The sequence below is a fragment of the Arthrobacter sp. ZGTC131 genome (genome assembly GCF_002929275.1).
In the GTDB taxonomy this organism is placed as follows: domain Bacteria; phylum Actinomycetota; class Actinomycetes; order Actinomycetales; family Micrococcaceae; genus Arthrobacter.
This window is the reverse complement of the sequence record NZ_PJIK01000007.1, coordinates 60962-87630: the sequence shown is the minus strand read 5'-3', so window position 1 is coordinate 87630 and position 26669 is coordinate 60962. Positions and strand designations below refer to the sequence as shown.

The 26669-nt window shown below is 63.0% G+C and carries 30 protein-coding genes and 1 pseudogene; 16 read left to right on the top strand and 15 right to left on the bottom strand.

Going from position 1 to position 26669, the window contains the following annotated elements:
• Positions 1-56 precede the first annotated feature (56 nt).
• The 4 genes and pseudogenes from CXQ90_RS10730 to CXQ90_RS10720 form a co-directional block, all read right to left on the bottom strand.
• Complete coding sequence (locus tag CXQ90_RS10730) at positions 57-536, bottom strand: DUF664 domain-containing protein (RefSeq protein ID WP_104139041.1); 480 nt, start codon at positions 534-536, stop codon at positions 57-59.
• The gene (locus tag CXQ90_RS22905; protein ID WP_258064496.1) at positions 533-934 is read right to left on the bottom strand and encodes a VOC family protein; all 402 of its coding nucleotides are present in this window, start codon (positions 932-934) and stop codon (positions 533-535) included. The genes CXQ90_RS10730 and CXQ90_RS22905 overlap by 4 nt, the downstream gene beginning before the upstream one ends.
• 48 nt (positions 935-982) lie before the next feature.
• A pseudogene (locus CXQ90_RS22900) lies at positions 983-1444 on the bottom strand (SRPBCC domain-containing protein); the annotation flags it as partial.
• The gene (locus CXQ90_RS10720; RefSeq protein WP_104139039.1) at positions 1444-1794 is read right to left on the bottom strand and encodes a helix-turn-helix transcriptional regulator; all 351 of its coding nucleotides are present in this window, start codon (positions 1792-1794) and stop codon (positions 1444-1446) included. The pseudogene CXQ90_RS22900 and the gene CXQ90_RS10720, both read right to left, overlap by 1 nt.
• Positions 1795-2224: 430 nt before the next feature.
• Between CXQ90_RS10720 and CXQ90_RS10715 the strand changes: the two genes are divergently transcribed.
• The 7 genes from CXQ90_RS10715 to CXQ90_RS10685 all read left to right on the top strand — a co-directional run bounded on the left by CXQ90_RS10715 (position 2225) and on the right by CXQ90_RS10685 (position 9518).
• On the top strand, positions 2225-3661 hold the full coding sequence (locus tag CXQ90_RS10715) for a GH32 C-terminal domain-containing protein (RefSeq protein WP_104139037.1): 1437 nt from the start codon (positions 2225-2227) through the stop codon (positions 3659-3661).
• Between the two features lie 51 nt (positions 3662-3712).
• Positions 3713-5050 (top strand): ABC transporter substrate-binding protein, encoded by a 1338-nt coding sequence (locus CXQ90_RS10710; RefSeq protein WP_104139036.1) that lies wholly within the window; start codon positions 3713-3715, stop codon positions 5048-5050.
• Positions 5051-5099: 49 nt separating this feature from the next.
• Complete coding sequence (locus CXQ90_RS10705; RefSeq protein ID WP_104139034.1) at positions 5100-5981, top strand: carbohydrate ABC transporter permease; 882 nt, start codon at positions 5100-5102, stop codon at positions 5979-5981.
• Positions 5978-6880, top strand: coding sequence for a carbohydrate ABC transporter permease (locus tag CXQ90_RS10700; RefSeq protein ID WP_104139033.1), 903 nt, complete (start codon positions 5978-5980; stop codon positions 6878-6880). The genes CXQ90_RS10705 and CXQ90_RS10700 overlap by 4 nt, the downstream gene beginning before the upstream one ends.
• A 38-nt stretch (positions 6881-6918) precedes the next feature.
• On the top strand, positions 6919-8001 hold the full coding sequence (locus CXQ90_RS10695) for a LacI family DNA-binding transcriptional regulator (protein ID WP_181038521.1): 1083 nt from the start codon (positions 6919-6921) through the stop codon (positions 7999-8001).
• A 241-nt stretch (positions 8002-8242) separates the two neighbouring features.
• Positions 8243-9058 (top strand): hypothetical protein, encoded by an 816-nt coding sequence (locus CXQ90_RS10690; protein ID WP_104139031.1) that lies wholly within the window; start codon positions 8243-8245, stop codon positions 9056-9058.
• 73 nt (positions 9059-9131) lie between these two features.
• Positions 9132-9518, top strand: a complete 387-nt coding sequence (locus tag CXQ90_RS10685) for a VOC family protein (RefSeq protein ID WP_104139198.1) — start codon at positions 9132-9134, stop codon at positions 9516-9518.
• Positions 9519-10088: 570 nt separating this feature from the next.
• On the opposite strand, the gene CXQ90_RS10675 is transcribed toward CXQ90_RS10685, so the two are convergent.
• Positions 10089-10331, bottom strand: coding sequence for a hypothetical protein (locus CXQ90_RS10675; RefSeq protein WP_104139028.1), 243 nt, complete (start codon positions 10329-10331; stop codon positions 10089-10091).
• A 159-nt stretch (positions 10332-10490) separates the two neighbouring features.
• Here CXQ90_RS10675 and CXQ90_RS10670 point away from each other — a divergent pair, with 159 nt between their 5' ends.
• From CXQ90_RS10670 to CXQ90_RS23205, 3 genes are all read left to right on the top strand, one after another.
• Complete coding sequence (locus CXQ90_RS10670) at positions 10491-11015, top strand: hypothetical protein (RefSeq protein ID WP_104139027.1); 525 nt, start codon at positions 10491-10493, stop codon at positions 11013-11015.
• A gap of 262 nt (positions 11016-11277) precedes the next feature.
• A complete protein-coding gene (locus CXQ90_RS22375) occupies positions 11278-11442 on the top strand; it encodes a hypothetical protein (RefSeq protein WP_181038520.1) in 165 nt (54 codons plus the stop codon).
• A 266-nt stretch (positions 11443-11708) separates the two neighbouring features.
• Positions 11709-12224, top strand: coding sequence for a uracil-DNA glycosylase family protein (locus CXQ90_RS23205; RefSeq protein WP_146068886.1), 516 nt, complete (start codon positions 11709-11711; stop codon positions 12222-12224).
• A 109-nt stretch (positions 12225-12333) separates the two neighbouring features.
• Here CXQ90_RS23205 and CXQ90_RS10660 read toward each other — a convergent pair whose 3' ends face one another.
• From CXQ90_RS10660 to CXQ90_RS10650, 3 genes are all read right to left on the bottom strand, one after another.
• A complete protein-coding gene (locus CXQ90_RS10660) occupies positions 12334-13689 on the bottom strand; it encodes a serine hydrolase (protein ID WP_258064481.1) in 1356 nt (451 codons plus the stop codon).
• 296 nt (positions 13690-13985) lie between these two features.
• On the bottom strand, positions 13986-14825 hold the full coding sequence (locus CXQ90_RS10655) for a hypothetical protein (RefSeq protein ID WP_104139022.1): 840 nt from the start codon (positions 14823-14825) through the stop codon (positions 13986-13988).
• Between the two features lie 231 nt (positions 14826-15056).
• Entirely contained in the window at positions 15057-15641 is a 585-nt protein-coding gene (locus CXQ90_RS10650) for a helix-turn-helix domain-containing protein (protein WP_205652318.1), read from the bottom strand.
• Positions 15642-15761: 120 nt separating this feature from the next.
• Here CXQ90_RS10650 and CXQ90_RS10645 point away from each other — a divergent pair, with 120 nt between their 5' ends.
• From CXQ90_RS10645 to CXQ90_RS10625, 6 genes are all read left to right on the top strand, one after another.
• Entirely contained in the window at positions 15762-16826 is a 1065-nt protein-coding gene (locus tag CXQ90_RS10645; RefSeq protein ID WP_104139019.1) for an NAD(P)/FAD-dependent oxidoreductase, read from the top strand.
• Between the two features lie 5 nt (positions 16827-16831).
• Entirely contained in the window at positions 16832-16996 is a 165-nt protein-coding gene (locus CXQ90_RS22370; protein WP_181038519.1) for a hypothetical protein, read from the top strand.
• Positions 16980-17720, top strand: coding sequence for a trans-aconitate 2-methyltransferase (locus tag CXQ90_RS10640; RefSeq protein ID WP_104139018.1), 741 nt, complete (start codon positions 16980-16982; stop codon positions 17718-17720). Before CXQ90_RS22370 ends, CXQ90_RS10640 begins: the two co-directional genes overlap by 17 nt.
• A gap of 158 nt (positions 17721-17878) precedes the next feature.
• The gene (locus CXQ90_RS10635) at positions 17879-18964 is read left to right on the top strand and encodes a serine hydrolase (RefSeq protein WP_258064494.1); all 1086 of its coding nucleotides are present in this window, start codon (positions 17879-17881) and stop codon (positions 18962-18964) included.
• A 624-nt stretch (positions 18965-19588) separates the two neighbouring features.
• Positions 19589-20362 (top strand): DUF6152 family protein, encoded by a 774-nt coding sequence (locus CXQ90_RS10630; RefSeq protein WP_181038518.1) that lies wholly within the window; start codon positions 19589-19591, stop codon positions 20360-20362.
• Between the two features lie 11 nt (positions 20363-20373).
• The gene (locus tag CXQ90_RS10625) at positions 20374-20856 is read left to right on the top strand and encodes a hypothetical protein (protein ID WP_104139015.1); all 483 of its coding nucleotides are present in this window, start codon (positions 20374-20376) and stop codon (positions 20854-20856) included.
• Between the two features lie 96 nt (positions 20857-20952).
• On the opposite strand, the gene CXQ90_RS10620 is transcribed toward CXQ90_RS10625, so the two are convergent.
• The 7 genes from CXQ90_RS10620 to CXQ90_RS10590 form a co-directional block, all read right to left on the bottom strand.
• Entirely contained in the window at positions 20953-22101 is a 1149-nt protein-coding gene (locus CXQ90_RS10620) for an alpha/beta hydrolase (protein WP_219816662.1), read from the bottom strand.
• Between the two features lie 618 nt (positions 22102-22719).
• Positions 22720-23979, bottom strand: coding sequence for an MFS transporter (locus CXQ90_RS10615; protein WP_258064480.1), 1260 nt, complete (start codon positions 23977-23979; stop codon positions 22720-22722).
• 41 nt (positions 23980-24020) lie between these two features.
• Positions 24021-24398, bottom strand: coding sequence for a cyclophilin-like fold protein (locus CXQ90_RS10610; RefSeq protein WP_104139013.1), 378 nt, complete (start codon positions 24396-24398; stop codon positions 24021-24023).
• A complete protein-coding gene (locus tag CXQ90_RS10605; RefSeq protein ID WP_104139012.1) occupies positions 24395-24661 on the bottom strand; it encodes a hypothetical protein in 267 nt (88 codons plus the stop codon). The genes CXQ90_RS10610 and CXQ90_RS10605 overlap by 4 nt, the downstream gene beginning before the upstream one ends.
• A 123-nt stretch (positions 24662-24784) precedes the next feature.
• Positions 24785-25486, bottom strand: coding sequence for an SDR family NAD(P)-dependent oxidoreductase (locus CXQ90_RS10600; RefSeq protein ID WP_258064479.1), 702 nt, complete (start codon positions 25484-25486; stop codon positions 24785-24787).
• A gap of 63 nt (positions 25487-25549) precedes the next feature.
• On the bottom strand, positions 25550-25897 hold the full coding sequence (locus tag CXQ90_RS10595; protein WP_104139010.1) for a DUF2255 family protein: 348 nt from the start codon (positions 25895-25897) through the stop codon (positions 25550-25552).
• A gap of 29 nt (positions 25898-25926) precedes the next feature.
• Entirely contained in the window at positions 25927-26667 is a 741-nt protein-coding gene (locus CXQ90_RS10590) for an SDR family NAD(P)-dependent oxidoreductase (RefSeq protein WP_104139009.1), read from the bottom strand.
• Positions 26668-26669 lie beyond the last annotated feature (2 nt).

Genomic DNA, 26669 nt, shown 5'->3' with positions numbered 1-26669 from the left:
ACGATACGTCGGTGTTCTCCAATCGGACTGCCGCCTTAGCCGTCCAAAAGTCGGGACTATTCCACTACGAGATTCTGATGTCCATCGATTAGCTCTCGGACGATGTCGAGGTGGCCCGCGTGGACGGAAGTCTCAGCGAGCACGCGAAACAGGACCTCACGCCCATTGGACATCGGTGGTGCGTCGAACACGCTGGCTGGAGGCCACCAGCGGGGAGGGGCATCCAAATCGATCCTCGCAAGGACCTCATCACTTCGAGCGATTTCACGCTTGTAGATGTTGACGGCCTCAGCGCCGGTCATCGGTCCGGACGCCCAACCGTTGTGAAGTCCGGCGATTGCCCTGTCATCACCACCGAGAACAGCCGATATCCAGAACATCTCATCGTCGAAGGCCAGGTGGTTGAGCAGCTGCGTCATCGTCCAGCCGGACGGGACTATAGTTCGACGCATCTGATCGTTCTCGAGGCCGTCGACTGTTCGAAGAACATGCCTTCGCTCACTCGCCAGCTGAGAAAGTAATTGGGCGTCGCTCACGCCGCGGGCTCATATCCGACAAGCCAGTGAAGTCCATGACGATCAATGACTTGGCCATCGGACGCGCCCCAAGGCTTTGGCGAGAGTGGGTCGAGCACCGACCCGTCAACGGAGAGTTTGTCGAACCACTCATGGAGGACCGACGGTTCGGCGGTTCCCAGCAGCGAGAGCATGATGCCTTCGAGCCGGACCGCTGTTTGGCCCTCGGCTGCATCCGATCCTGCCAGAGCAACGACGCCATTGAGCACACCATGAGCTACGGCCTCTGGTGGGCCGTCGCTCCTGCCGAAGTCCTCGTAAGTGTGCAGGGAGAGCTCACCGCCGAAAACATCCGCATAAAAGTTCAATGCCTCCCGCGCCGTTCCCGGGAAAAAGACATAGATCTGAGGCCCGGCCATGCGCCCATTAGTCTTGGGCGCCATGGCGGTGCTGTCCTTAACCCGGTCGATGGTGGCACCCCAGCCCTCCTGAGTGCCTCCCAGCATGAGCTGTTGCACCTCTTCGATGTCCAGATGCTCAGAGAACTGGACTGTGAGGACGAGCTCCGTTTCCTTGCCCAAGTCGTTCAGCTGCACCGTGACAACAGGGGCAGTCAGTTCGTTCTCGCCGTCGAGTTCGGGCCATCCTCCAACTGCTCCCCAGCGGAAAACGAGTCGTTCGCCGGGAACGATCTCCAGGTAAATCCCCCCGGTGGGGTAACTAAGCTTCTCGTTGACGACCATCTGCTGTTTCCACGTTCCCCCAACCCGGAGGTCGACCTCAATGGGTGTGGTCGGTGTGGGCATGTCGGGGTTATAGAACCATGCAAGATGCTCAGGGTCGGTCCAAGCGGTGAACACGGCCTGCCGCGATGCAGCCAAAATTCGGGTGAGGGTGAAGCTTCGATCCTGAGTCGGGTAGTTGGTCATCATCTATCCTCCAGTTCTGTGAGCTCATCGGGCCGTTCGGGGTTTATGGCGAGCTGAGCGTCCAGGCGATCCAGCCGTGTGCTCAGGAAATCGCGGTACGGGCGCATCCATTCCTCAACCTGTTGTAGCGGGGCAGGTTGAAGCCGGCAGTTTCTCCACTGGGCCGATCTGGACTTAGTGATCAGCCCGGCCTGCTCGAGCACTTTCAGGTGGCGCGATACGGACGGCACGCTAATCGAGTGCGGAGCGGCTAGTTCGGTCACCGTCGCCTCACCCTGCTGCAGTTGCGCCAGCAGAGCACGGCGGGTGGGATCCGCCAGCGCAAGGAAAATCGCACTCAGTTCATCCATTTGCGCCCAGCCTAATTACGCATAAGCGCAAATACAAGACTGGGTGTGGTCGCTGATGCTGTTAATTTTGTTAGATTTGTGATCCCCGTGCGAAGGACCGTCAATCTTTGCCCACGGCTAGTGGACCCAAATGGGACTGCAATCCCAAGGTCAAGTGGACCCAAATCAGATTGACATTCTCAGGTGCCGCTCAACGTCGAGGGACGTGGACTCACCGGTTACGCAGGACGATTGTGCGATCCGCTGGCCTGCGTCAAGCGTTTAATCAAACCCGTTTGTCACTATCCCTCACGGCCCGGTTCACTCGGCGCTTGCAAAGGTGAAGGTCAACGGACTAGACAAGAAACTTTTGCTAAAACGCTTGATCAGCCCTGGTATTAACGCTAGCTTACAGTGATCAAACGCTTTAGCAGAATGGACATCAGCGCAGATGAAACGCTCAGTCTTCTTCCAGCCCAACGACGGATGGGTTGGGGACCTTATCCCATTCGAGAAGGATGGAGAGTTCTGGCTCTTCTACCTTCACGAAGACCGCACGGATCCCAAACCCGGTACTTCATGGAACCTCGTCACCACCAAGGACCTCACGCAGTTTGAGGACCATGGCGTTTCGTTGCACCACGGCAGCGAAACCGATCTGGACTTTAACGCCTACACGGGCAGTATCGTCGTCGACGATTCCGGCATTCACCACCTGTTCTACACGGGCCAGAACCCCCAGAATCTCGGCCCGGACGGTACGCCCCTGCAGCTGGTCATGCACGCCTCGAGCACTGACAGCATGCGGACCTGGACAAAGCACCCGGAACTCACGTTTGGTGCTCCCGACGGGTACGAATCCGGAGACTGGCGGGATCCCTTCGTGTTCCGGGATGAGAGCAAGGACCAGTGGCGGATGCTGTTGGCGGCACGGCATTCCGACGGGCCCGAACGGCGCCGGGGTGTCATTGCCCAGTGCGTGTCCGGTGACCTGATTACCTGGCAGCACACCGAACCCTTCTGGGATCCGCGCCGCTACATTACGCATGAATGCCCCGACGTCTTCGCTTGGGGCGACTGGTGGTACATGGTCTACTCCGAGTTCTCGGAATCGTTCACCACCCGCTACCGCATGGCCAAGAGCCCCGACGGGCCCTGGACCGTGCCGAAGCTGGACAGCATCGACGGCCGCGCGTTCTACGCATCCAAGACAGCAGAGCGCGAGGGGCGCCGCTTCTTCTTCGGATGGATCGCCAGTAAGGAAGGCAACACCGATCAGGGACCCTGGCAGTGGGCCGGCACGATGTCCGTCCTGGAAGCCCACCAAAACCCGGACGGAACCCTGGGATTCTCTTTCGCCGATGAACTTGTGGACAGCTTCTGGGAGGACATCCCGGTATCCCTGACCAACGACCTGCCCACACCGCTCGACGTACCGGACGGGTACACGGCCAGTATCTCCAACGAGGACCTGCCCAACCAGTTCTATGCCAAGGCCGTGCTGGACATAGCCGCCAACACCACCGAATGCGGGCTGTTGCTGCGGTCAAGCCACGACGGAGACCGTTCCTACGTTCTGCGCCTGGAACCCAAGCGCGGCCGGCTCGTCTTCGACCGGTGGCCCCGCACCATCACGGGCGACGCGCAATGGCACGTCTCCGGAGACGTCCCGTTCGACATCGAGCTGGAGCGCCCCTGCGACCTTGACCCGGGCGAGCACATCCTGGAGGTCATTGTCGACGGCGACCTGTGCGTCGCCGTCGTCGACCGTCAGGTTGCGCTCAGCGCCCGGATCTATGACCTGTCCGCGGGACGGATCGGCGTCTTTGCCGGCGAGGGATCCGTCACCGTTACCGAACTTGAGTTACGCAAGCGCACCGACAACTGAATATTCCCCTTCCCCACCCCACCTCCGTTCCAATCAAGGGAGATTGCCGCAATGAAAAAACTATTACGTGCTGCCGCCGCCGCAGCCGTCGCTGCCTTGGCTTTGACAGCCTGCGGCGGCGGAGGGGGCTCCGGCGACCCTGCCAACGTCAGCCCGACCGGAGAGATCAAACCCCGAGAGATATCGTGGCTGCTCTCCCGGCCCGCCGACGGCGCTGTCATCAACATCATGAAGAAGCTCGCCGATGATTACGCCAAGGACCACCCGGGCTTCGCACTGAACCTCATCACCACTCCCGACCGCCCCTCCTACATCCAAAAGCTGGAGACTTTGGCAGCGGCCAACAAGCTTCCTGAGCTCTTCGACACGGACGCCACCCCGTTCGCCCAGCAGCTGGCAAAACAGGGCAAGATGGTCGACGCCGAGAAGCTGTTGAAGTCCCTGGATATCTACGATGACTACCGGCCCGGTGCGTTGGATTACCAGCGCTTCGACGACGGCTCCCTGTACATGATCCCCTTCCAGTTCGAACTGGAATTCATCTGGTACAACAAGGCACTGCTGGAAAAGGCCGGCGTATCCGTGCCGAAGTCCCTCGATGACATCCCTGCCATGTGCACGGCGCTCCGCGATGCCGGGATCACCCCGATCGCCCTTGATGGACAGGACCAGTGGCCGCTGGAACGCTACGTCGCGTACCAGCCATTTCGTGAAGCCGGACCGGACTTCGTCCAAAAGCTGAAGAAGGGCGAAGCCAAATTCACTGATCCGGCCGGACAAAAGACCGTGGAATGGATGGCCGGACTCGGCAAGGCCAAGTGCTTCCAGGATGGCTTCTCTGCCCAGGGTTACTCGGACGCGCAAAACCAGTTCACCTCAGGACAGGCCGCGATGTACAACATCGGCACGTGGGAACTTCCTAGCCTCGCCACCGGCAAACTCAACGCTGCGGTCCGGGACGACATCGACTTCTTCACACTCCCCGCCACTGATGGTTCGGTGACGTCGGCCAACGAGTTCGTCTCCCCCTCCGGCATCGGCATGGCGGTGAACTCAAAGACCTACGATCCTCTCGTGAGCGACTTCCTGAAGTTCGCGTTGGAGAAGTACCCGGCCGAATACGCGGCCACCGGCGCCCTGTCCCCTACGACGAACGTGCAGACCACGATCCCTGCCAACGCTACGCCGCTGTACAAGAAGGCCTTGGACGCTGCCAACGACCTCGGAGACAAGCAAGCCATGCCGTGGGACACCCAGCTGGACCCCACCACTAACGGCAGGCTGCAACAGGAGCTCGTACTCCTGGTCCAGGGCAACATCACGCCTGAACAGTTCACCAAGACGATGGACGCCACCATCAAGCAGAACGCCCCTAAGTTCTTTAAGTAAACCGGTAACGGCGGGGGGCCGCGAGGCCTCCCGCCCGAAAGGCCTCGCCATGCTTCCCAACAGGTCAAGGACCTCAGTCCTGGTCTTCCTGCTCCCGCCGTTGCTGCTCTACTGCGCAGCCGTACTCTTCCCGATCCTTCAATCGTTGTTCCTGAGCTTCTTCTCCTGGAACGGCATCAGTGACATGGAGTTTGTCGGGCTCGAAAACTACGTCCGGATGCTCACCGCCGATGACATTTTCTGGCGCTCATTCTTCAACGCCCTCATCTACCTGGCCATCTGCCTGGTCCTGCAGCTCGGCGGCGCTCTGGTTGTGGCCAGCCTGCTCACGTCCCTGCGCCGGGGCCGGGAGCTCATCAAAACCCTCTACCTGCTGCCCGCCGTGATCTCGACGGTGGCGATCGCATTTCTCTTCGTACGCGTCTACTCGATCGACCCGGTCGGGCTGCTGAACCAGGTGCTGCACTGGATCGGGCTCGGCAGCTTCGAACGCGCCTGGCTCTCCGATGTAAGCACCGTGCTTGCCGCGGTTTCCGCCCCCGAGGGTTGGCGGTTCACCGGGCTGTACATGCTCATCATCTACGCTGCACTGATCGCCGTACCCAAAGAACTTGAAGAAGCCGCCGTCCTGGACGGTGCCTCGAAGTGGACGCTTTTCACCAAGATCCGCTTCCCTTACATCCGACCCGTGTGGATAACCACCACGATCATGGCCACCACCTATGGCCTGCGGGGGTTCGACATCCCCTACCTCATGACCAACGGCGGCCCCGGACAATCCTCCGAACTGCTGACCACCTACATGTACAAAACAGCATTCACCAGCACGGACTTCGGGTACGCCAGCACCATCTCCGTGTTTATCGTGATCGAGTGCCTCGTCGCCGTCGGCCTCATCCTGTTCATGCTCAAGCGGAAGGCAGACTCATGATCACCCAGACAGCCCCCGCCACACCACCAACCACCGTTCACCCCACGCCTTCCATCAAGCGGCGCCGGCGAAAGCCCAACCTGCACCGGACACTGTCTCGCGTCCTGATAATGCTCATTGTGATCGTTCAGGTCTACCCGCTCGCCTGGCTGTTCCTGACCAGCCTGCGCACCGAACAGGACTTCGCGACGGGCGACCCGTTTGCCCTGCCGAGCTCGCTGACGTGGGAGAACTACACGCGGGCCTTCGAAACGGGTGACCTGGGGCGGAACATCCTGAACAGTTTCATTGTCACCATGGGCGCCAACATTCTCATTGTCCTGTTTGGCATGATGGCCGCCTACGCTATCCAGGTCCTCGGCTTCCGCATGAGCAGGTTCGTCCGCGGACTGTTCCTGATCGGAATCATCGTTCCCGTCCAGATCGCCTTGGTGCCACTGTTCATCGATTACTCCACCGTGAATTTGTTGGACACCTACCAGTCCATGATCATCCCCTTGGCCGGTTTTGCGCTGCCGATGTCCGTCTACCTGTTCTCGTCGTTCTTCGAGTACATCCCCCGGGAAACCTACGAGGCCGCTTCCCTCGATGGTGCCGGCCCGTACAGGATCTTCGGGCTGATCACCCTGCCGTTGTCGCTGAACACGGTGGTCACCGTGGTCCTGGTCAACAGCATTTTTATCTGGAATGACTTCATCTTCGCCAATACATTTGTCCTCTCCGAGGAGCTGAAGACCATTCCCCTGGGCCTGCAGAATTACATCGGTGCCATGGGCAAGGTGGATTGGACTGCCACGTTCGCCGCGGTCTGCGTCACCGTCACGCCGCTGCTCCTGGTCTTCCTTGTGCTGAATAAGGCAATGATTCAGGGTTTGGAAAGCGGGGCGACGAAGGGATGACGGCCATGGCCGACGGATATACTCCTGATGGAGGACGGATGATTTCGCAGGAGAAAGATTCAGGCAACGCGGCAACCGCCGAAGCGCCTGCAAGAGTGGGCCGAGCCCGTCCGGTTACCCTCCGTGAAGTTGCTGAAGCGGCAGGTGTCTCCACCGCCACGGTCTCCCTGGTGATCAACAAGAAGAAGAATGCCCGGATTGCAGATGAGACCCGTCAACGCGTCAATGATGCGATCTTGCAGCTGGGCTACCGTCCCAACGCGATGGCAAAGACCCTGGTCAGCGGCACCTCACGTTTCATCGGGCTGGTTGCCGATGGTGTTGCCACCACCCCGTTCGCCGGCCAGATCATCCACGGAGCACAGGACGAAGCCTGGAAACACGGGTACGCCCTGCTGATCGCCAATACCGAAGGCAACCGCGATCTTGAAAGGGACGCGATCGCGATGATGCTGGAATACAAAGTCCGCGGCATCCTGTACTCAACATGGTTTCACCGCCCCACAGATCTCCCGGACACCTTGCGCGAAGCGGACTTCGTCCTCGTCAACTGCTTCTCGCCGGAGCCCGGGGCGGCCCGTGCTGTCGTACCCGACGAAGCACAGGGCGGGCAGTCCGCGACGGAAATCCTGCTCCGCGGCGGCCACCGGCGCATTGCTTTCATCAACGCCACCATCCCGGCACCTGCCAAGGATGGACGGCTACAGGGCTATCAAGATGCCTTGGAGGCTGCCGGAATTCCGTTCGACCCGGACTTGGTGATGGAAGCCTATCCGGATCAGGAAGGCGGTTACGGCGCTACCGCTGAACTGCTCAAGCGCAACGTCACAGCCGTGTACTGCTACAACGACCGTATGGCCATGGGACTTTACGACGGCCTGCGGGAACATGGACTCTCCATCCCGGATGACATTGCCGTCGTGGGTTTCGACAACCAGGAAGTCATCGCCGCTCACCTTCGGCCGCCGCTGTCCACAGTGTCGCTGCCCCACTACGAACTCGGTGCGGCAGGAGTGCGGATGCTGTTGGGCCTGGACGAGGCACCGAATGACTCCGCCGTGAAAATCGCGTGCCCCGCAATTGAGCGCGCTTCTGTGGCTGTGCACTCACCACCCGTATAGGGTGCGATACCCGCCGGTACTCGAACGCGGCCTTATCTCGGCTGTGCTGTGAAGTCTGCTTCAATGGTGCGTTCGCTTGTGTCGAGACAGTGTCCGAGGTGGACTCGAGCCGCATTCAGGTCTTTGCAAACACTGGGAAGTCCGAAAACATAAGCATTCCAGCCACTGGTGACCTTCAGGCTCATGGGTGACATTTTTTGTACGGCGCATTCCCGCCGCGTCGCGATAAACTGGTTCGATCATGATCGGTGCCCCGCTCCGTATTCTGGCGTGGTTCGTCATCTTGGCGACCCTCCTCTCGGGCTGCACGCCCGCGCTCAGACTCGATGAGGCCACTACCGATCGGCCGATCCAGACCTCCTCGGCCCCGCCAGCCGCACGCGATGACATCCCCGCTCCTCACCGGACCCCGTCCCCCACCCCGACATCGGTTCCCAAGCCGGCCCCGGTGCCCCGGGCGTTCGCCCTCAACCTTTACCGGGAGGGGGACTTCGTGCCGCAGTACACCTTTGACTGGTGTGTGGCCGCGAGCATCCAGATCATGCACAACCTCATCGACGACAAGGGGACCGGCACGTGGGCCGATCGCGTTCAGCAGGGCGAGCTGTGGGAGATGGCCCGGGCACGTTCGTCCAACTCGTTCAATGGTGCGAACCCCTTAGGTTGGGCGAAGGTGCTGAACGAGGTCGGGATGGGGCCGTACACCGTCGTCAGCATCGCCGACTACAAGGAAGCGCTGCGGACCGCGGCGCGCGCCATCGCCGACACAGGCCGCCCGGTCGGGCTGGTCATGTGGCGCGGTCGCCACGTATGGGTGATGAGCGGCTTCGCGTCACTCGGCGATCCCGACCAGTTCCCGAAGTTCTCGGTCACCGGCGTCCGCGTCCAAGATCCGCTCTACCCGTACGGCGACCAGCGGTGGGGGCCGTCCCCCGCGCCCAACGCCCTGCTCACCCCCGAGCAGTTGGCGACGCAGTTTGTCGTCCGCGAGCCGCGACGCTGGAGCAGCAATCTGCCGACCGGCTACATGCTGGTGCTGCCGGTCGCCAAGGCCTGATGGATCTGCACGCTAGTCGCGCGTTCGTGCGCTGACCTAGATGGTCGCGGACAAAACACCCGAGGAGGTCACCATGACGGTCACTTTCAACCACACCATCGTCTACGCAACGGACAAGCGCCGTTCGGCGGAGTTCCTGGCCAACGTGCTCGGACTGCCTAAACCCCAAGCCATGTGGTCTTTCATGACCGTCCCCCTCGACCACGGAGTGGCCCTCGATTTCGCCACGGCGGACGGGCCCGTCTCGCCGCAGCACTACGCCTTCCTGGTCAGCGAGGAGGACTTCGACGGAATCTTCGCAAGGATCCAGGCCCAGGGCATCCCGTACTGGGCGGACCCGGGACGGTCCCGCCCGCAGCAGATCAACCGCAACGACGGCGGACGTGGCGTCTACTTCGCGGATCCTGACGGGCATTTCCTCGAGGCGATCACGCGTCCGTACGGATCTGGTGCTGCGTGAAGTCCTCGGTACGCTGGCGGATGTCTGTCTCTCCTGCAGGCGCTTGGCTAATCGTGGGGCGCCTTTTTGTGCCGGGCTTCTTCCAAATGGTGCTCCAGCTTCGCCTCGGCATCACGCCGGCGCCGTCCCACGGTCCGCAGCAACTGCGTCGAGGGAGATCCCACGTACGGTCCGTGGTCCGGCCGGCCCTCCACGGGTGAAGCTCTGACGGGCAACGGGGCATCCTTGACCCTTTTCACGCTCATAAGGCGATAGTCCCACGTGCCGTCGAATGCGAAAAGTACCGCCACTCCCCCGGCCACGTGAGCCCCGGACGGGGATGCAAGGGACCGGTATCCGCACATGTTGGGGCTGCTCACATCCGCACGGGCTGCCTAGCCAAGCCGGTACGCGGGCGGACGAACCAGGGCCGGCGGCGGGCTGGGATGAGCCAGCAGGCATGGGGGACACATGCGGCTCATATACCGCCACCGGCCTACCTAAATTCTACGCGCGTCCCAGCTCCCCGGCCACGATCCCCGGCCAGACAGGGGCGCCGGAAGCTTCGCCCGGTCAGCCGATTCGGGTGGTTCAGAGCCCCGGAATGCCAAGAGCCAGGCGCTCGACAAATGTCCGGTAGCTCTCCGGGAGCTCCAACCCGTCCACCGTCCTTTCGACGCCGACCCAGTAGGCGCCGGTTACAAGCCCACCGGCGGCCACAACCTCGGGGACCAACTCCGCAGGGACCTTGCCCCTCGGGTCGGCCAAGAGCGTCGCCCGCGTACGCCCCGACAACTTATCCCACCACAACTGCTCTTCCCCCATATGGCTCATGGCCCGAGACTAGCCCATGAACCTCAAGGAGCATCCGAGCGTCGGACCCAGGCGCCAGCCCGGCAATCCCCTTGCCCTCCTGCCCTTCCGGGAGCACGATGGCACATGAAGACAGGGACGGCTGGGTCAGGGACCGATCCTGACCGGCGGGGAGGATTCATGAGCCGGAACAACATAGCGAGACAGGCAGCGGTCCCTTTGACTCCGCTGGGGGCTTTGGCTGCCGGGGCCGCTGCCGGAGCTGCCGGCACTTCCGCTTTGAACGCCATCGCCTATTTGGACATGGCCTGGCGGGCACGGCCCGCGAGCACCACACCCGAAACTACCGTGCAGAAGGTGGTTGACCTGGCCGGCATTGCGATCCCCGGCAGCGAGGATGAGCGCGGAAACCGCCTGGCCGGCCTGGGCCCCTTGCTCGGTATCATGGCCGGAACGGGCCTCGGCGCCGCCCTGGGACTGGCCCGCGCTGCCGGATACCGGCCCGGCCTGCTGGGCACCTTCCTGACCGCTACGGCAGGCGCGCTGGTAGTGGGCAACGGACCCATGACCGCCCTCGGGGTCACCGATCCCCGCACCTGGTCCCGCACCGATTGGGCCAGCGACATTCTCCCGCATCTCGCCTATGGCATCACGGCCGCAACGGCGCTGCTTGCGATGGACCCGGCTGCCCGCCCCCGCAGCTGACCACAGGCCGTGTAGGCCCGATCGACTGAGCATCTTTCCCGCTCTGCGGGATTCCGGCACTCCACGGATCCCAGGGCCTCGGCCGTCCGTGTCCCGGCAGGCGGTCAGGTGTGGAAATACACCTCATCACTCCGGTCGGCAAGTAATCTGTTGAAGATAACCAAATGCGTTCTTCCTCAATTTCTTGCGCACCTTTCAGACCGGATGTATAGTCGCTCATCCCGCAAGGGTTCAGCTCAGTGCGTCAGGACTGGTGACAGCGATGAAAAAGATCATGGTGATCATGGCCGCCGCAGCGGTGCTTTTCCTAATCGTCGGCGCCACGGTGAAAGCAACCGAGTTCCTGCTGTGGGTGGCACCTCTCCTGTTGATTGGGGCCGTGTTGCTGTTCTTCCTCAGCCGTTCCAGTGGCCGCCGCATCCCCTGACGCAAACACGCAGCTGAAGCTTTGAGAGAACGGCAGGCAGAGTGACGGACAGGTCCAAGGTCATTTGGAATAAGCACGCGTACGAAGCCGGGACCTTGCTTAGCCGGCATCACCTTCCCCACGTCCTTCAGCATCGGCTAGACATCAGATACGAAGGCGTTGTTGGGCCGCTGAACAGATGGGTCGATAAGGTCAGGGTTTCGACCAAGGAAAGCGTCCCCTATTTCGACCCACGGGCGGCGACGCGGGGGGCCGACGTTCTGGTTATGCTCCAGGACCCATCCGGAGAAGCACAACTCGGTTCAGGATTCATCAGCCGGGACAACAACGATCCAACGGCACACAACACCACACTTGCTGCCGAAGCCGGTGGTCTCCCGTACTCCGGGTCCCTGCACTGGAATGTCGTGCCCTGGTGGGTGGCAAACCCAGCCTTTCCACCACGGACTTTGGCTGCTGAAGCACGCCGGGCCGCTCCCCTGCTGGCCGAGCTCATGGAATTGCTGGAGTCCTGTCCAAAGGTGGTTCTCCTTCTGGGTAAACAGGCGCAAACGGCTTGGTCCCAGCTGCTGCTCCAGGCCGCTCCTGAGCTCAAGAGGCTCCCCGCTATTGCGGCGCCCCACCCGAGTCCGCTCGCCTATAACAACACGGATGCAGCCACGGGCCAACCCAACAGAGAACTGCTGCAGGAAGCCTTCTCGCGGGCGGCAGCTATGGCCCGAGCAACGCTGTGTGAGGACAGAAGTTCAAGCCCCACCGCGCTCAGTCATTCCCGAAGATGAGCTGTTCGACTTGGCGCCTAGTTTGACCCCGCGGCCTCTGTTGGTTCCCCAACCTTGATGAAGCCAGACATCTGAAGTCCCTCGTGTCAGACTCCTCTAGGCCTAATGGTCATCCGTCTGGCGTCGCCGGTTCTGACGTTGACCGCGTGGCTGGCACTGAAGGCGCTGCGCCGTAGAGGTCCCCGATAATGGCCTTGGCGATGGTCGACGCCGGGTCCCGTCCGTCTGGTGCCGGGGCAAGGTTGGTCCATACGACCAAGGTCACTTTGTTCTGCGGATCCCTGCCCATGAAGGTGTTGTAGCCGGGGAGTTCGCCGGTGTGTCCGTAGAGCGGGCCGAACTGGGCCAGTGCCATGCCATACAGCGCCGCGCCTGGGTTGTCCGCGTCGACCGGTACAAGGCTGTCCATCCGCTTCTTTTGAAGGTCCGGGTTGAGCAGCTTGCCATCAGTAAGGCCCTCGGCCATGGTAATGAGGTCACCCGCCGTGGAGACGCCCTGCCCAGCGGCCCACGTCCAAGAAGGGTTGGCGTCTGTATAGTCATTCGGTTTCAATGAGCCGTCCTGCGCCTTGGCGATCAAGTCGGCCGGAAGCTTGGTCGTGGCAAGGGTGAGGAGGTTGTCCATGTACATGTAGCCGCGGGAGAAAGGCTCCGGAAGGCCCGAAGAGTCCGACGCCGGAAAGGATGTTTGCTTCAGGCCGAGTGGTCCCAAGATCCGGTCGCCCACGATCTGGCCGAAGTCCTTGCCATCCAGCTTCTCGGCTATGAGCCCCAGCAGAACCGTGTTGGTGTTCGAATAGTGAAAGCCTTCGCCGGGGCCGAAATAGACGGGCAGCGGAAGGGCGATGGCCACGAGTTCCTCAGGCGTCCAGACCCGTTGTGGCGTGGTATCGAGGGCCTTGCTGAGCTCGTACGACTCCGAGTAGTTGTAGATTCCGCTGCGCATGGTCAGGAGTTGCTCGATGGTGATGTTGTCGCCGTTGGGTACGTCTGAGCGGTATTTCGAAACGGGATCCTCAAGCTTGAGTTTTCCTTCCTGCACGAGCTGCAGGATGACGGTCCCGGTCCACGTCTTCGTGATGGAGCCGATGCGGATGTGGTCGTCGAGTGAGACAGATGTTGTCCCTCCGGCGCTCGTCACGCCGTACGTGAGGTTGATGTCGCCTTGAGTGGTGCGTAGCATCATCGCCGCTCCCGGTACGAGCAGCTCCTTGGCAAGGGTCTGGAAAGTCTCTTGGACCCTGGCTTTGTCCAGTCCGCGCAGAGTCGCCGAACCTGTACTTTCTCCAGTCGTCGTGCCGTTAGTTGAGGTGGCCCCCGACGGCAGTGCAGTGGACGACACCGGGGCCTGCACAGGCGTCGACGTGCACGCGGTGAACGCCAATGCAGCTACGGTTGCGATGCCGCACGCGATGAGGAGGCGGGACGGGATATGCCGATTGCTCTTGGGCCTGCTACTGGTCACGGTTGACTCCCCGGCGACGCTGATAACTGCGCTCAACCTACCGCAGCGGCGTCGCGAGATCTACCCCAGCCACCGCACGCGGCAGATAACGCCACGGTGCGGTCTGGCCGCACAGAAATTGAGGGACCCATGTCAACCATCACGTTTGAAGACGTCGCCGACACGCTCCGCACCGCTCGACTGCAGGGAACAGCCCGTCTCTGCACCCACGCGACTACTTCCACCCAAGTCTGGAAGGCCAGGCCCTGTCTGGCTGAGGCAGAAAATTGCGTGGCAGGCGGACGGTGTTCCCGGTATCAGCGTTTTAAGTTGTGGATATTTTCATCGATATAGCGGGTGACCCATTCTTGAAGCTGTGCGGTGTTCCAGCTGGGTGTGGTGACAAGGAGTACTTCGCGGTCTTCACGGAAAGCAGCGGTGATCCCGTCCTCCTTCGCGAGGGTTTTGACCAGCCGGTCCACTTCCCGGGAGTACTCGTGGGCGATGTCCTCCCGCAAGGACACCTCAAGCTCACGCCCGCGGAGCGCGTCTTCACCCAGGTCCTCGACCTCGATAAGAGGTTCGTCCTCAGCGACTGTCTCCTCATCGGTACCGTTCAGTCGTTTGATGACCGCCGCGGCTATGCGAGCCAGCTTGTCGTCATCTGAGGGAAGCCGCCCGCTGGCCTGTCCTCGGGCAAGGCCTGGCACGAGGTCAACCAGTGGAACCTCCTCGCTGTTGTGGACGAGCATTGCGTGGTTCTGCCACATATAGGCCTTGATCCGGTGGTGTCCGACTCGCCATTGCGCTCCGGGGGCTCCTTGCTCCACGACCCGGCACAGGTAGGAAATAACGCCATCGATGATGGCAATTGACTCGGGCGACAGCGTCGGCTCTATGCCAATGCCGTAACGGAGCCATGTGGGGCTGGTCGAGGCGTCAGACTCAGGGGTTTCCGTCGTCCGCTCCGTGAGCACCGATTTGACCCAGCGCCAGATTGGCGTGAGGCTTTCTACTGTCCCGTCGAGGTTGACGGTATCGTCAGAGTGTTCGGCTAGATATCGGGTTAGATTCTCCAGCGCGTGCGGTCGCTCTTCGAGGAACTCCTGTAGTGCCGCGGCGGCCTCTTGCTTCTTCATCTTTGCGTAGGTCCTCATGGCAAATGAATAACATAGTTGATGGCGTTTTCCTCGAGCGGGTCCACAATGCGGGGGTCGGCACGGCGCCATCACCGTCGCTAAGAAACCAGGCAGCCAGCCACAGCCCCACTCCCCAAGCCGGGTGCGGCTGTTCTGCATTCCGCGCCAGGAGCCTTCCGGTCGGAACCGATGTGCATCCACCGGGACTACGTACTCTTACTGGCGGCCACAGATCTTGGACTTCTTCGGCTATGAGGGCTTCGGCCGGGCGCGTACGTGCATCCGCTCGCCCTGCTGTCCAAACAGGCTAATGAACTCGACGGGCTTTCCGTCCGCGCTGGCGAACCAGTGTGGTGTGTGGGTGTCGAATTCCGCGGCTTCGCCCGGGCGGAGTTCAAAGTCTTTGTCGCCCAGCACCAGGCGCAGCCGTCCGTTGAGGATGTAAAGCCATTCGTAGCCTTCGTGAACGCGCGGGTCGGGCTCGGCCCCGCGGGCGTCACCGGCGAGCACCATCTTGAACGCCTGCAATCCGCCTGGGCGGCGAGTGAGAGGAACAGCCGTCATGCCGCCATGGGTTATGGGCCGCAGATGGATTCTTGGATCCCCGGTGGGCGGCGCGCCGACCAGATCATCGAGGGGAACACCGTACAACCTCGCGAGGGGCAGCAGGATCTCTAGGTTTGGCCTGCGTTGGCCGGATTCCAGGCGGGACAGGGTGCTAACTGAGACTCCGGATGCGGAAGACACTTCTCCGAGGGTGAGGTCCCGTTCCGTGCGGAGTGCCCGAAGCCGGGGACCGACCGCCCCGAGAACGTCATTGAGCTCATTTGCCATGCCTCCAGTTTGCCATAACAGCAACATGGTTTGCCAAAAGTCCTTGTTGCGCTGGAAGGTGGTTTAACCGCCCAGGGCGCTGGCGGCAAACTTTCAGGACGAGAGTAAGGACGAATGAGTATGGACCCCTCACGGTATGACGTTGTAATTGTTGGCGGCGGCGCGGCGGGACTCAGCGCGGCCACGACGCTGGGCCGGGCGCTGCGCTCGGTGCTGGTCATCGATTCCGGAACTCCCCGTAACGCACCTGCGGCAGGTGTACACGGTTATCTTTCAAGAGACGGTGTGAGCCCCGGGGAACTCCTGTCCATCGGACGCAGCGAAGTGCGCTCGTACCGAGGGATGGTCATTGACGGGGAAGCCGTTTCGGCACGGCGGACCCCCGATGGATTCGAGGTGATCCTCGGCGATGCCCGCCGGTTTTCCGGCCGACGCCTCCTCGTCACCACCGGTTTGACGGACGGGCTGCCCCCCATTGACGGGCTGCGGGAGCAATGGGGAAAGGGCGTTGTGCACTGCCCCTACTGCCATGGCTGGGAAATTCGTGGGAAGCGGATTGGAGTACTGGGGACCGGCCCGCTGTCAGTCCATCAGGCACTGTTGTTCAGGCAGTGGTCCCGGGATATCACCCTTTTCCTCAATGACACCGTGGCACCCACCGACGAGGAGTGGGACAAGCTCGCCGCCCGATCCGTAACGGTCGTCGACGGCGCCGTGGCCTCTGTTGACGCTGTAGATGATGTCCTCACGGGGCTCACGCTCCGCCAGGGCTCCTCGTTCGACCTACAGGCCCTGGCTGTCGGAACACGGATGGAGGCCAGATCCACGCTTCTGGAATCACTCGGGCTAAGTACTCAGGTGCACCCTTCGGGGGCCGGACGCTTTATCGAGACCGACGCTATGGGCGGCGCGACGGCCGTCCAAGGTGTGTACGCAGCGGGCAATGTCTCCAACTTAGTGGCCCAAGTGATCACCGCGGCGGCCGAGGGTGTCATGGCCGGCGCCAGGATCAACGCCGATCTAATTGAAGAGGAAACACGGTGGGCCGTTGAGGGGCGCTTCGGCCCCTTCTCGGCCGCCTCGGAAGCAACCGTCTCTAAGTTCATCCAGGGTCACCGACGCCATGGTCTTGATGATGGGCAGACAGCCACCAACATGGCCCCTGCGGCCATAGAAGAAAGGTAACCAGCATGGATCACCAGCCCCACCCGACGCGGGACAACGACCACCAAGACCACCAGCGATATGGCAGTTATGACCAGCACCGCATCCTCGACCTCGATGCCGAGGTGTTCGGCGACAATCTTGCAGCCGTTTTGGACTTGACCGGCGTGCCATCTGCGCACAGTCGTTGACCTCGGCGCCGGCACCGGCGCAGGTAGCCGGCTGCTGCGCGAGCGGTACCCCGACGCCGCGGTGACGTGCGTCGACAACGACCCTCAGATGCTCAGGCTGCTGCGCGAGCAGGGCTTTGCCGTGGTGGCGGCCGACCTCGACGACGGGTTCCCCGCGCTTGCGGGCTCCTTGTTCACGGCGGATCCAGCGGCCGATGCGCCGGTGGACTTGGTGTGGGCATTCTCCTCGCTACACCACGTCACCCACCCAGCCCGGCTCCTGTCGGGGATCCGCCGGGCACTGGCGCCGGGCGGGGTCGAGCTCGCCGCCCTGCCCCGCTTCCTCAGCCGTCCGCGCGAAGCGCTGCCGGAGCAGCGCTTCCACGCCGCTGCGGCGGCCGGGTTGTGGAACCACCATCCTAATTGGACGCCGGTCATCGAGGCCGCCGGGTTCACCGTCATCCAGTCCGAGGTGACGACAACCGCACCCTCGAACCCGGCTGCATGCGAGTACGCCCGGCAGTGGTTTGCCCGCTTCTCGCACTTGCCTGCCCTGACCGCGGACGACCGCGACTCCGTGGAAAACCTGCTGGAACGGCGCCCCGACGATATCGAGCTGGAACGCCGCGCCACCCGGACCGTCTGGGTGGCCACCCCCGACCAGAACCAGCAGCAGGGTATGCCCACGGGCGGGGCATCGAACGACGACGAAGCACACAGTTCCAGTCAGGACGCTCCCGCCTGACGAAATCCGGGCCGACCGGCTGATGCCGCCCTGGCGTACCCCTCGTTGTTGGCGTCGATACCGCAGCGGACGCTCAAACTGCGTCCAGTAACCTGTCAGAAATACACTCCCCCGATGACATGATCGCCTGCGGAAAGGATGGACGGATGACACCCTCTTTGAGCGAAGCTTTACTTGCGGCCAATACGGAAATCGCTGCCCTTTCTGCCGCTGACAATTTCTCAGGTGTCGTCAGGGTGGAGCGTGGGGACGAGGTCCTTATGGAGTCCGCGCACGGGTTGGCCAGCCGACGCTGGAAGGTGCCCGTGACAGCACGAACACGCTTCGACGTGGCGTCAGTCACCAAGCTCTTCACCGCCGTCGCGGTCCTTCAACAGGTTGATGCGGGAGCTCTCCGCCTCAATGAGTCCATCCACGCCTATGTGGACCTGACCGAGACCGCTATTTCCCCTGCCGTGACACTGCGGCACCTGCTAAGCCACACAGCCGGCATTGCTGACGACGCGGACGAGGAAGCCGGCGAGTCCTACGAGGCCCTCTGGGTGGACCGCCCGTCCTACTCCGTCACCCAAACAGCGGACTTTCTGCCGCAGTTCGTGCACAAGCCCGCCCTCTTTCAGCCCGGGCACGGCTGCAGATACTGCAACGTGGGCTACATCCTATGCGGCCTCGCGATAGAACGGGTCACCGGCGAGAGCTACCGACACGTCGTAGTCCGCGATGTCTTTGGCAAGGCCAATATGGAGACGGCAGGATTCTTCGACATGCGCGAGGCAGAGCCCGACGTGGCGGAGGGCTGGGAGCCCGTCCGGGACGAAGGGGGCGGCCCCGTCAAGGGCTGGCGCCAGAATATCTACTCCTACCCGCCCATCGGTTCTCCCGACGGCGGCGCCCACGCCACAGCAGCTGACCTCACTCGATTCCTCACAGCAGTACGGGAAGGCGACCTGCTCTCCCCGGCCTCCACCAACGCCTTTCTCTCACCGCACGCGCTGCACCACAAAATGACGGACCCGGCGCCGGGCGCACTGGCCGAGCTGCACTACGCCCTCGGTCCCGCCGTCGAACTCACCTCAGACGGAACGGTCCGGTCCATCTACAAGGAAGGCATCAACGTCGGTGCCAGCGCCGTCGTCCGCTACTACCCCACCCAGGAAGTCACCCTCGCAATCGTGGCCAACAGCGAAGACGGCGTCTGGGGGCCGCTGCGGAGCCTTGACACGGTCATCACGTCCGTCGGCTAAACGGACCGGCCCATACAGCGAATTGGCGCCCGGAATGCTCCGAGCGGTTCTAGTGTGTCCACTGGACGTGCTCCTGGCCTCGCTAGAGCAGGCAGGCGTGCGGTGCAGAGGAGCGGGTCGGGCAAGGTCAACCGCGGATCCGTCGCTCCGGGAGACTGGCCATCATTTCCGTGCTGCCAGCGCGCTCTGACGCCGCGGCCCTGGGCGAGATCAACAGGCATCAGCGGGAGTAGCAATTCATGGCTGGCAATGACACCTTCGGGGCCTGACGGCGACCTCCCGCCTGGCGGGTGGTTGCGTTTCCCGGGCGCGCGTGGCTGAGAGGCACTGCCAGTACCCCCATCGGCGGGGTCTCCCTCATCGCAGGCGGATGGTATTCACTCGAACAAGGGAAATGCTCCTATTCGACTACACGGAGCCGAGGAACTAAACCTTCAGAAGGGCGATCTGTTCTCGTACATGCCGTGGGGGAACATCGGCCTCTTCTACGACTCCGAGGCGGAATACCCTTTCAAACGCCCTGACCAAGACTAACTCGACCAACAACCTCGAACAGACTGAACTGCTCGACGGCGAAGCCGTCACTATCGACATCGCCCCCACTAACCGAAGGAACATCCACAAATGCGAACCGTTGGAACGGACCGGCTCGATCTTCCCCCGATCACGGGCGCCGCAGCAGAGACCCGCGCCCGCGGTCGTCGCGTTAGATTGGCGGCGTCCCTTTTCGCTTCGATAATGCTCGTCGTGTTCCCCGTGAGCGCTGCGCAGGCGCACCATGGGTTCGCCGACTTCGACACTGACCGCCTCTACTACATTTCGGGCACCGTCTCGGAGGTTCGCTGGGGCGAACCTCACTCTTACTTCAACGTGACCCTCGACAGTGGTCTCCCCGCTGATACCCCCGAACTGGCTGTGCCAGAGCAGCTGCAGGCTCCGGAGGACAGCGGCCCGCTCAACGTGGCTCCGTCCTACAGCGGTTCCCATGAAGAACTGGAGGTCGTCATCGCGCCGCCGAGCTACACAGGCAGATGGGGCCTTGACCGCCCACTCGCCGACGGAGAGCGGGTCGAAGCGGTCGGGTACATCGGCAGGAGCCACAACAACGAGTTCCGTCCTGTCGTGTTCTGGTTCGAGGACGGTCGTCCGGTCAACCAAGTGCTTGGCAGCCAACTGCCGGCTACGCCGCTGCCGGTACCGTATCCCGAGACCGGTGCGCCTGCCACAGGTTTACCCGCTGCCGGCACGCCTGCCGCCGACAGCGGCCAGGATGCATCACCTGCTAATGAGGCTTCCGAGGGGATGTGGCCGACTGCGGTGGTCGTCATCGTGGGTGCCGTGCTGGTCGTCGTCTCAGGCGGAGCTCTCTACCTGCGAGCACGCTCGCGTCGAGCCTGAGGACACCCGACATGGACGACTTCTTCGCCTGGCTCGAGGACGGGCCGTTCGCTGATGCCATTCGTGGCACGGCCTACCTGTATCCGATGCTCGAGAGCATCCATATCATCGGCATCGCCCTGCTCGTCGGTCCTGCCATGGCCTTCGATCTTCGGCTGTTGGGGCTCGGCCGGCAGAAGTTGCGGGTTACGGCAGCCGCCAACTATCTCCTCCCGATGTCACGCCTCGGCTTCATCGTCGCGGTGGTCACCGGCGTGGTGATGTTTGTGCCTGGTGCGAGCCTCATCGCTGATCGCGGCAGCGCGCCGTGGAAGCTCGGCCTCCTCCTGATCGCAGGCCTGAACATCCTGATTTTCCACAGAGGCACCTACCGCAGTGTGGCCGACTGGGCCCTGGACCGCGCGACACCCATGCCTGCCCGGCTCGCGGCGGCAGTCTCACTCGCGTCCTGGTCGGGGATCACGGTCGCGGGAAGGTTCCTGGCCTACACATGACGGGCAGCGGTGGACCCTGGGCACGCCGGCACCGCGTCCGAATGGATGACAAGGGAGCCCGTGGACCAAAGTCCACGGGCTCCTTTCGTGTTTCCGTCAGACCAGCTTTGAGCGGAAGAAGCTAGTGAGCTTGTCGAAGGGGATAAGGCCCACGCGGTCGTAGAGGTCCACGTGGCCGGCGCCGGGAACCAGCACCAGTTCCTTCGGCCCGGTGGCCAGCCGGTAGGCTTCCTCGCTGAATTCCCGCGAATGTGCCTGGTCGCCGGTGATGAACAGCAACGGGCGCGGAGCGAGAAGATCCATGTCGTTGAACGGGTAGAACGTCATGAACTTCGCGTTGGTGGCCAAGGCCGGGTGCGTCGTCGTATTCGGGCACCAGCCACGCGCAGTGCGGTAGAAGTCGTAGAACTCCCGGTCAACGGCAGTCGATTCCGGCGTGAGGACATCGGGGGTGCCGCCCGTGTAGGCCGTCTTGCCGCCGGCGAACTCCACGTCCCGCTGCGCCGCGGCTTGCTCGATAAACGCCTTGCGCTGCTCCAGGCTCACGGACTTCCGCAGCCCGTCACGGTTGGCCGCGCCCATGTCGTACATGCTCACCGTGGCGATCACCTTGATGCGCGGGTCGATCTTTGCCGCGCTGAGAACAAAGCTGCCGCTGCCGCAGATGCCGATGGCGCCGATGCGTTCCTTGTCCACGAAGGACAACGAGCGCAGATAGTCCACCGCGGCGCTAAAGTCCTCGGCGTAGATGTCCGGGGAGACGGCGTTGCCCGGCTTCCCGGCGCTTTCACCCCAGAACGACAGGTCGAAGGACAGCGTGACAAAGCCCTGTTCCGCCATCTTGGTGGCGTAAAGGTTGGCACTCTGCTCCTTCACCGCGCCCATTGGATGCCCGACCACCAAAGCCGGGTTGCTCAGCCTGCGGTCCAGGCTGTTCGGGACAAACAGGTTGCCCACGACCTTCATCTGGTACTGGTTCTTGAACGAGACCTTCCGCACCGTGACCTGGTTGCTGGTGTAGAAGTTGTCCGCGCCGTTCGAGATGTCTCCTGGCTCGAGGTCAGCGCGGGATCCGCTAGGCGCCGCGTTGGCTGCACCGGCAGTTGCCATGCCGGCCACACCGGACAGTCCAAGCACGGCGGCACCGGCACCGGTCAGCTTCATCAGCCCGCGGCGCGAGACGCCCTCCTCTGCCAGACCTGCACGGATGGCGGTCTTCTTGATTCCGTCAGTATTCGTAGTCATGTCTTTGTCATCCTCGTAATGTGCGCTAACGAACGTCGAAGTTTCCTTCGGCACTTTCAGAAGACCACGGTCCGCGATGGTGAGGGAGCCCCTGTTAAGGGGGGTACCCGCGGGGCCTCCATCAGCAAACTCCCAGCTCAGGCGCCGCTTCCTCACACGTTTCACGCTGAAGATGCGGTCGTCGTTGGGACCGGGGATCCCCCGGCCGTGGATGGTGTTGGTTGGGAACGAAAGCATCCCGTCCGGGCTTCCGCGACGTCCCGGACGCAGCCAAGTTCGCCGTCGAAATGGTCTCCGACGCCGAAGGTTCGGCAATAGGAACGGCGCGCAGAGCCTTTCCGCGCAGATTTGTTGATGAACAGGGTCCCATCGGTATGGACCAGCCCGCTGGGATTTGCTTCGGCTGGCTCCCACTGCTCGGCCTCCGCGTATGCCAGACCTTGGGGCCGCCCCCCCTGCCCGCACCCTACCCGCAACGCCCGCAATGGCTCCCACCGGGCGCGTGGCGCCATCGGCACCGAGTTCGAGGATGCGCCGCTGCCCCGCTCGCTGGTCAAGGGAGTGCCATTGCGGATTCGGCCGATGGTTGGCTGTCACGAAGTTCTCTTCAAGTGCCGGCTACATGGGAAATGCCGTTCGGCGCCCGGCAACGGCGGTAAAGAGAGCGACGGCAGCGAGTCCGGCCATCACCACAGGAAGGACCAGTCCGTCGAAGTTGCTGATCACCACTGCGCCAGCCACCCCGGCGGCGAAGATGGCCAGGTTGAACGCCACTCCGAGCATTGAGTTGGCGACGTCCGCGTTTTCGCCGCTTGCGGTACTGATCGCCGTTTGCAGCTGGGCCGCCGCGCCGCCGAACGCGATGCCCCAAAGCACGATCGCAGTAATGACCACCACGGCCGAAGCACTCCCAACGATGAACACCACGCCGGCTGCGATGAAGGACTCGAGGCTCAGCAGGACCAGGCGTCGAAGGGCCTTGTCGATCACTGCACCGGTGACGGCGATTCCGGCAATGGCAGCGGCACCGAACACCACCAGGGCGACGTCCACAGAAAGCGGGAGGTTCGCCGCGCGGAGGTAGGAGCCCACGTACGTGTAAAGGATGTTGTGCCCGAGCATCCAGCTGACAATGACGGCCAAGACAACCGCGACGCCCGGGATGCCGAAGACCCGTACCAGCGGCACGCGTGTCGCAGCCTGCTGGCCGGGCGCATCCGGCACCAGGAAGACCGCGAGCAGCACTGTGATGATGGTGAGGATGGAGAGCACGCCGAAGGACCAGCGCCAGTCGAAGGTCGTACCCAGCCACGAGCCAAAAGGCGTCCCCACTGCCAGTCCGACAGGGGTGCCTAGGGAGGCGACGGACAAGGAACGGCCGGCGTGTTCAGCAGCCGTGATGCGGCGGGCGTAGCCGGCGATCATGCCCCACAGCACGCCGGAGAATGCACCCGCCAGGAGCCTCGCTCCCAGGGAGAGCATGATGTCCGTGGAGAAAGCGGTGATGAGGTTCGCTGCCAGGAAGCCGAGGACCCCAATAATGAAAACGGGCTTGCGGCGCATGCCCCGTGTCATGGCGATTGCGGGCATCGCGGCAAGGACAGTTCCCAGGGCGTAGGCGCTGACGAACTGCCCCGCGGTCCCCTCAGTGATGTCCAGCCCGGCGGCGATCTGCGGCAACAGGCCGGCGGGCATGGTTTCGGTGGCGATCAGCAGGAACCCCATCAGGGCCATGATCAACAGGGCTGCCCAGGGAAAACGCCCGGCCGCAGCGGCGGAAGCAGAGGATTTTGTGTCTGCGAAGGTGCCGAGGTCTTCGTGGGGCAGGCCATCCACGGGCGCGGAGCCGGCGTCATCCTGAAGGGTTGCGCGAGTCAAAATGATTCCGTTCTTTCGGGGGAATTCTTGCGAGTGGCTGGTCAGGCGCTGAGGCTGAGCGTGGCGGTGAATCGCCCGCCGCGGTCCAGGATCGCCGCGAGATCATCGAACGTTCCAATCCGTACGATCCCCCTGAAGTACCCGACGTGCTCGTAGTAGAGGACCAGGACCTGGCCGGGAGCGTAGTAGCCGATTGTCAGTGGGTCTGCGTCATCTCCGGAGGGAACGCCGTCGAGCGTGAGGGGTTCCGGAAGTTCTGCGAGTTTTTCCTGTCCGCCGTAGTCGCTGAAGGAAAGTGTCAGCGGAAGCTGGTCAATCAGCGAGCGTGCGGTCGCGTTGCCGGAGAGGGTTCCGGTGACGGTAGCACCAACGAAGCTGATGGAGATCGGAGTGCCTGCCGCGGGCGCTTCTGCGCTCATGCTTCGTCCACGATTTCAACGTGGGTCTCTTGGCCGTCGAAGCATGGGTGGGAGCCGGTGGCCTTGTACTCGCCGGTGCGGATAGTCCGGTCGGAGCCAGGCTTGCGGGGAAGGTCCACGAGCCGAATCGGATCCGAAGATGTTCCTTGAGAGGCGGACGGCGCCGTGCCGGCGGGAGCCGGGTTGCTCGAAGGAGTGCTGCACCCGGCGAGGGAGAACGCCAGGGCGACGATCGCAGCCAGGGTCTGTTTCTTTAGTCGCATGCGAGAAGGTCCTCTTCCGGTCAGGCAAAGTTCGGTCCTTTCCAGCAAAGCAGCTGCCGACGGCGAGGGGGAGCCACTGTTGTTGCGGGTACTGGGAGGGACCCTTAAACGGGCGGCCCCTGACTAGGCGGTGAACCCGCCGTCGACCGGAAGCGCGACGCCGGTGACATAACTGGCGGCGTCGCTGCAGAGCCACAGCACAACGGCGGCGATCTCCTCGGGCCGTCCGAGTCTGCCCAGCGGGATCGACGCGACCGAGGCTTCGGGGTCCAGCTCGCCGCCAGCGGTCATCCGCGCGACCATCGGGGTGTCGATGGTTCCTGGGCAGACGGCGTTGACACGCACGCCGAGCGGCGCGTACTGAAGCGCGCCGCTCTTGGCTTGGCCGATCACTCCATGCTTGGTCGCATGGTAGGTGGCACGGCCCTTGCCGCCGACCAGACCTCCGAGCGAGGAGCAGTTCACAATCGCGCCGGATCCCTGCTTCCGCATCTGCACCAGTTCGTGCTTCATCGATGCCCAGACGCCGCGCAGGTTGACCGCGACGATCTTGTCGAAGGCCTCGACCGTCTCGTCCGCTGAATCGACGGGCGGGAGCATGATGCCCGCATTATTGAACGCCATGTCGAGGCTGCCGAACGCCTCCACGGTGCGGGCGACGGCGTTTTCCACCTGTGCCTCGTCCGACACATCGCACTGCACGGCGAGCGCAGGGTGCCCCTCGGCGTTCAGTTCAGCCGCGAAACGCTCTGCCGCCCCGCCGTCGAGATCGACAATCGTGACGGCGGCACCCGCCTCTGGCGAAGGACCGCGCCGTTGCCGCACCCATCCCCGCACTCGCCCCGGAGACGAAGGCGACCTTGCCTGTGAAGTCATAACTGACCATGTTCATCGTTCTTTCCTTGGGGTGATCTCCACGGTGGCCTCCCGTGGTCCTGAGACGACCATGGGAGGCAGGTAGGGGCTCCTGGCGTATTTAATTCGGTAAGCCTCATCGATCCGGCCGTTCAGTTCCGGATCGCCAGGGCTAAATTCCACCTCGTGGGTCTCCCCCGCTGCGATGATGCGGCCGGCGCGCTGCGCCATCGCGGCGCGGTACCAGCGTGACCTTGTTCCGTTCCACGCCCGGACAAACAGCCGCCCGACGACGACAACCGACCAGATCCAGGTCGGCGTTCCGTACGTGGCGCCGTCGGCGCGGAACGGGGCAATATGCAGGCCATCGCTGGCGGCAATCCTTTCGGTAGCCTGGGCTCAGTTTGTCATTATGATCTTCCTTGGATCGTGCTTCCGGTGTAGTCGGCCAATGAGTCGAGGAGCGCCGCCTGGAAGCGCACCTCAGCTACCGCGGGATGCGGGCGATGGCTCCGCTGGTGATGCCAGTACTGCCCGCTCCGGAGCGCTTCCGGGCTGTCGGTGACCGCCAGCCAGGTCTGGGTGACATGGCCGAGGCGGAGATCATCGCTGGCGCCGGGTCCGCCCATCCGCGTGGGAACCCAGCCTGGGTCCACCGCGTGCGCAGCCACCTCGGGCCACAGCCTCGCAACGGCGGCAGCGAGCACGGTGACCAAGAACTTGCTGTCGGAATACGAGCGGGACTCCCGCGCACCGCTCCAGTCCACGCCGTCGAGATCCGCATGGCCAGCGCGGTGCATGCTGCTGCTGAGGTAAATCAGCCGATCCGGGCGTTCCATTTCCGCGGTGAGCACGAAAGGAGCCACGACGTTCACGGGCAGCAGGGACGGCCCGCCGATGACACCCGCGTTGTGGATCACGGCGTCGAAACGGCCCAGCGCGTTCGCCTGCCTGACCACGTCGAGCATCGCATCGAGCCGGGCGAGATCGCCCACCACGGACTGCGCGCCGCGGTCGAGGAGATCCCGGACAGCCGCCAGCCGCTCTGGAGAGCGGACATGAACCACCACCGCATGGCCGTCGTCAAGCAGCGCGTCGGCCGCCGCGCGGCCGAGTCCGTCGCTGGAACCGGTGACGAGGATCGGGGACACGG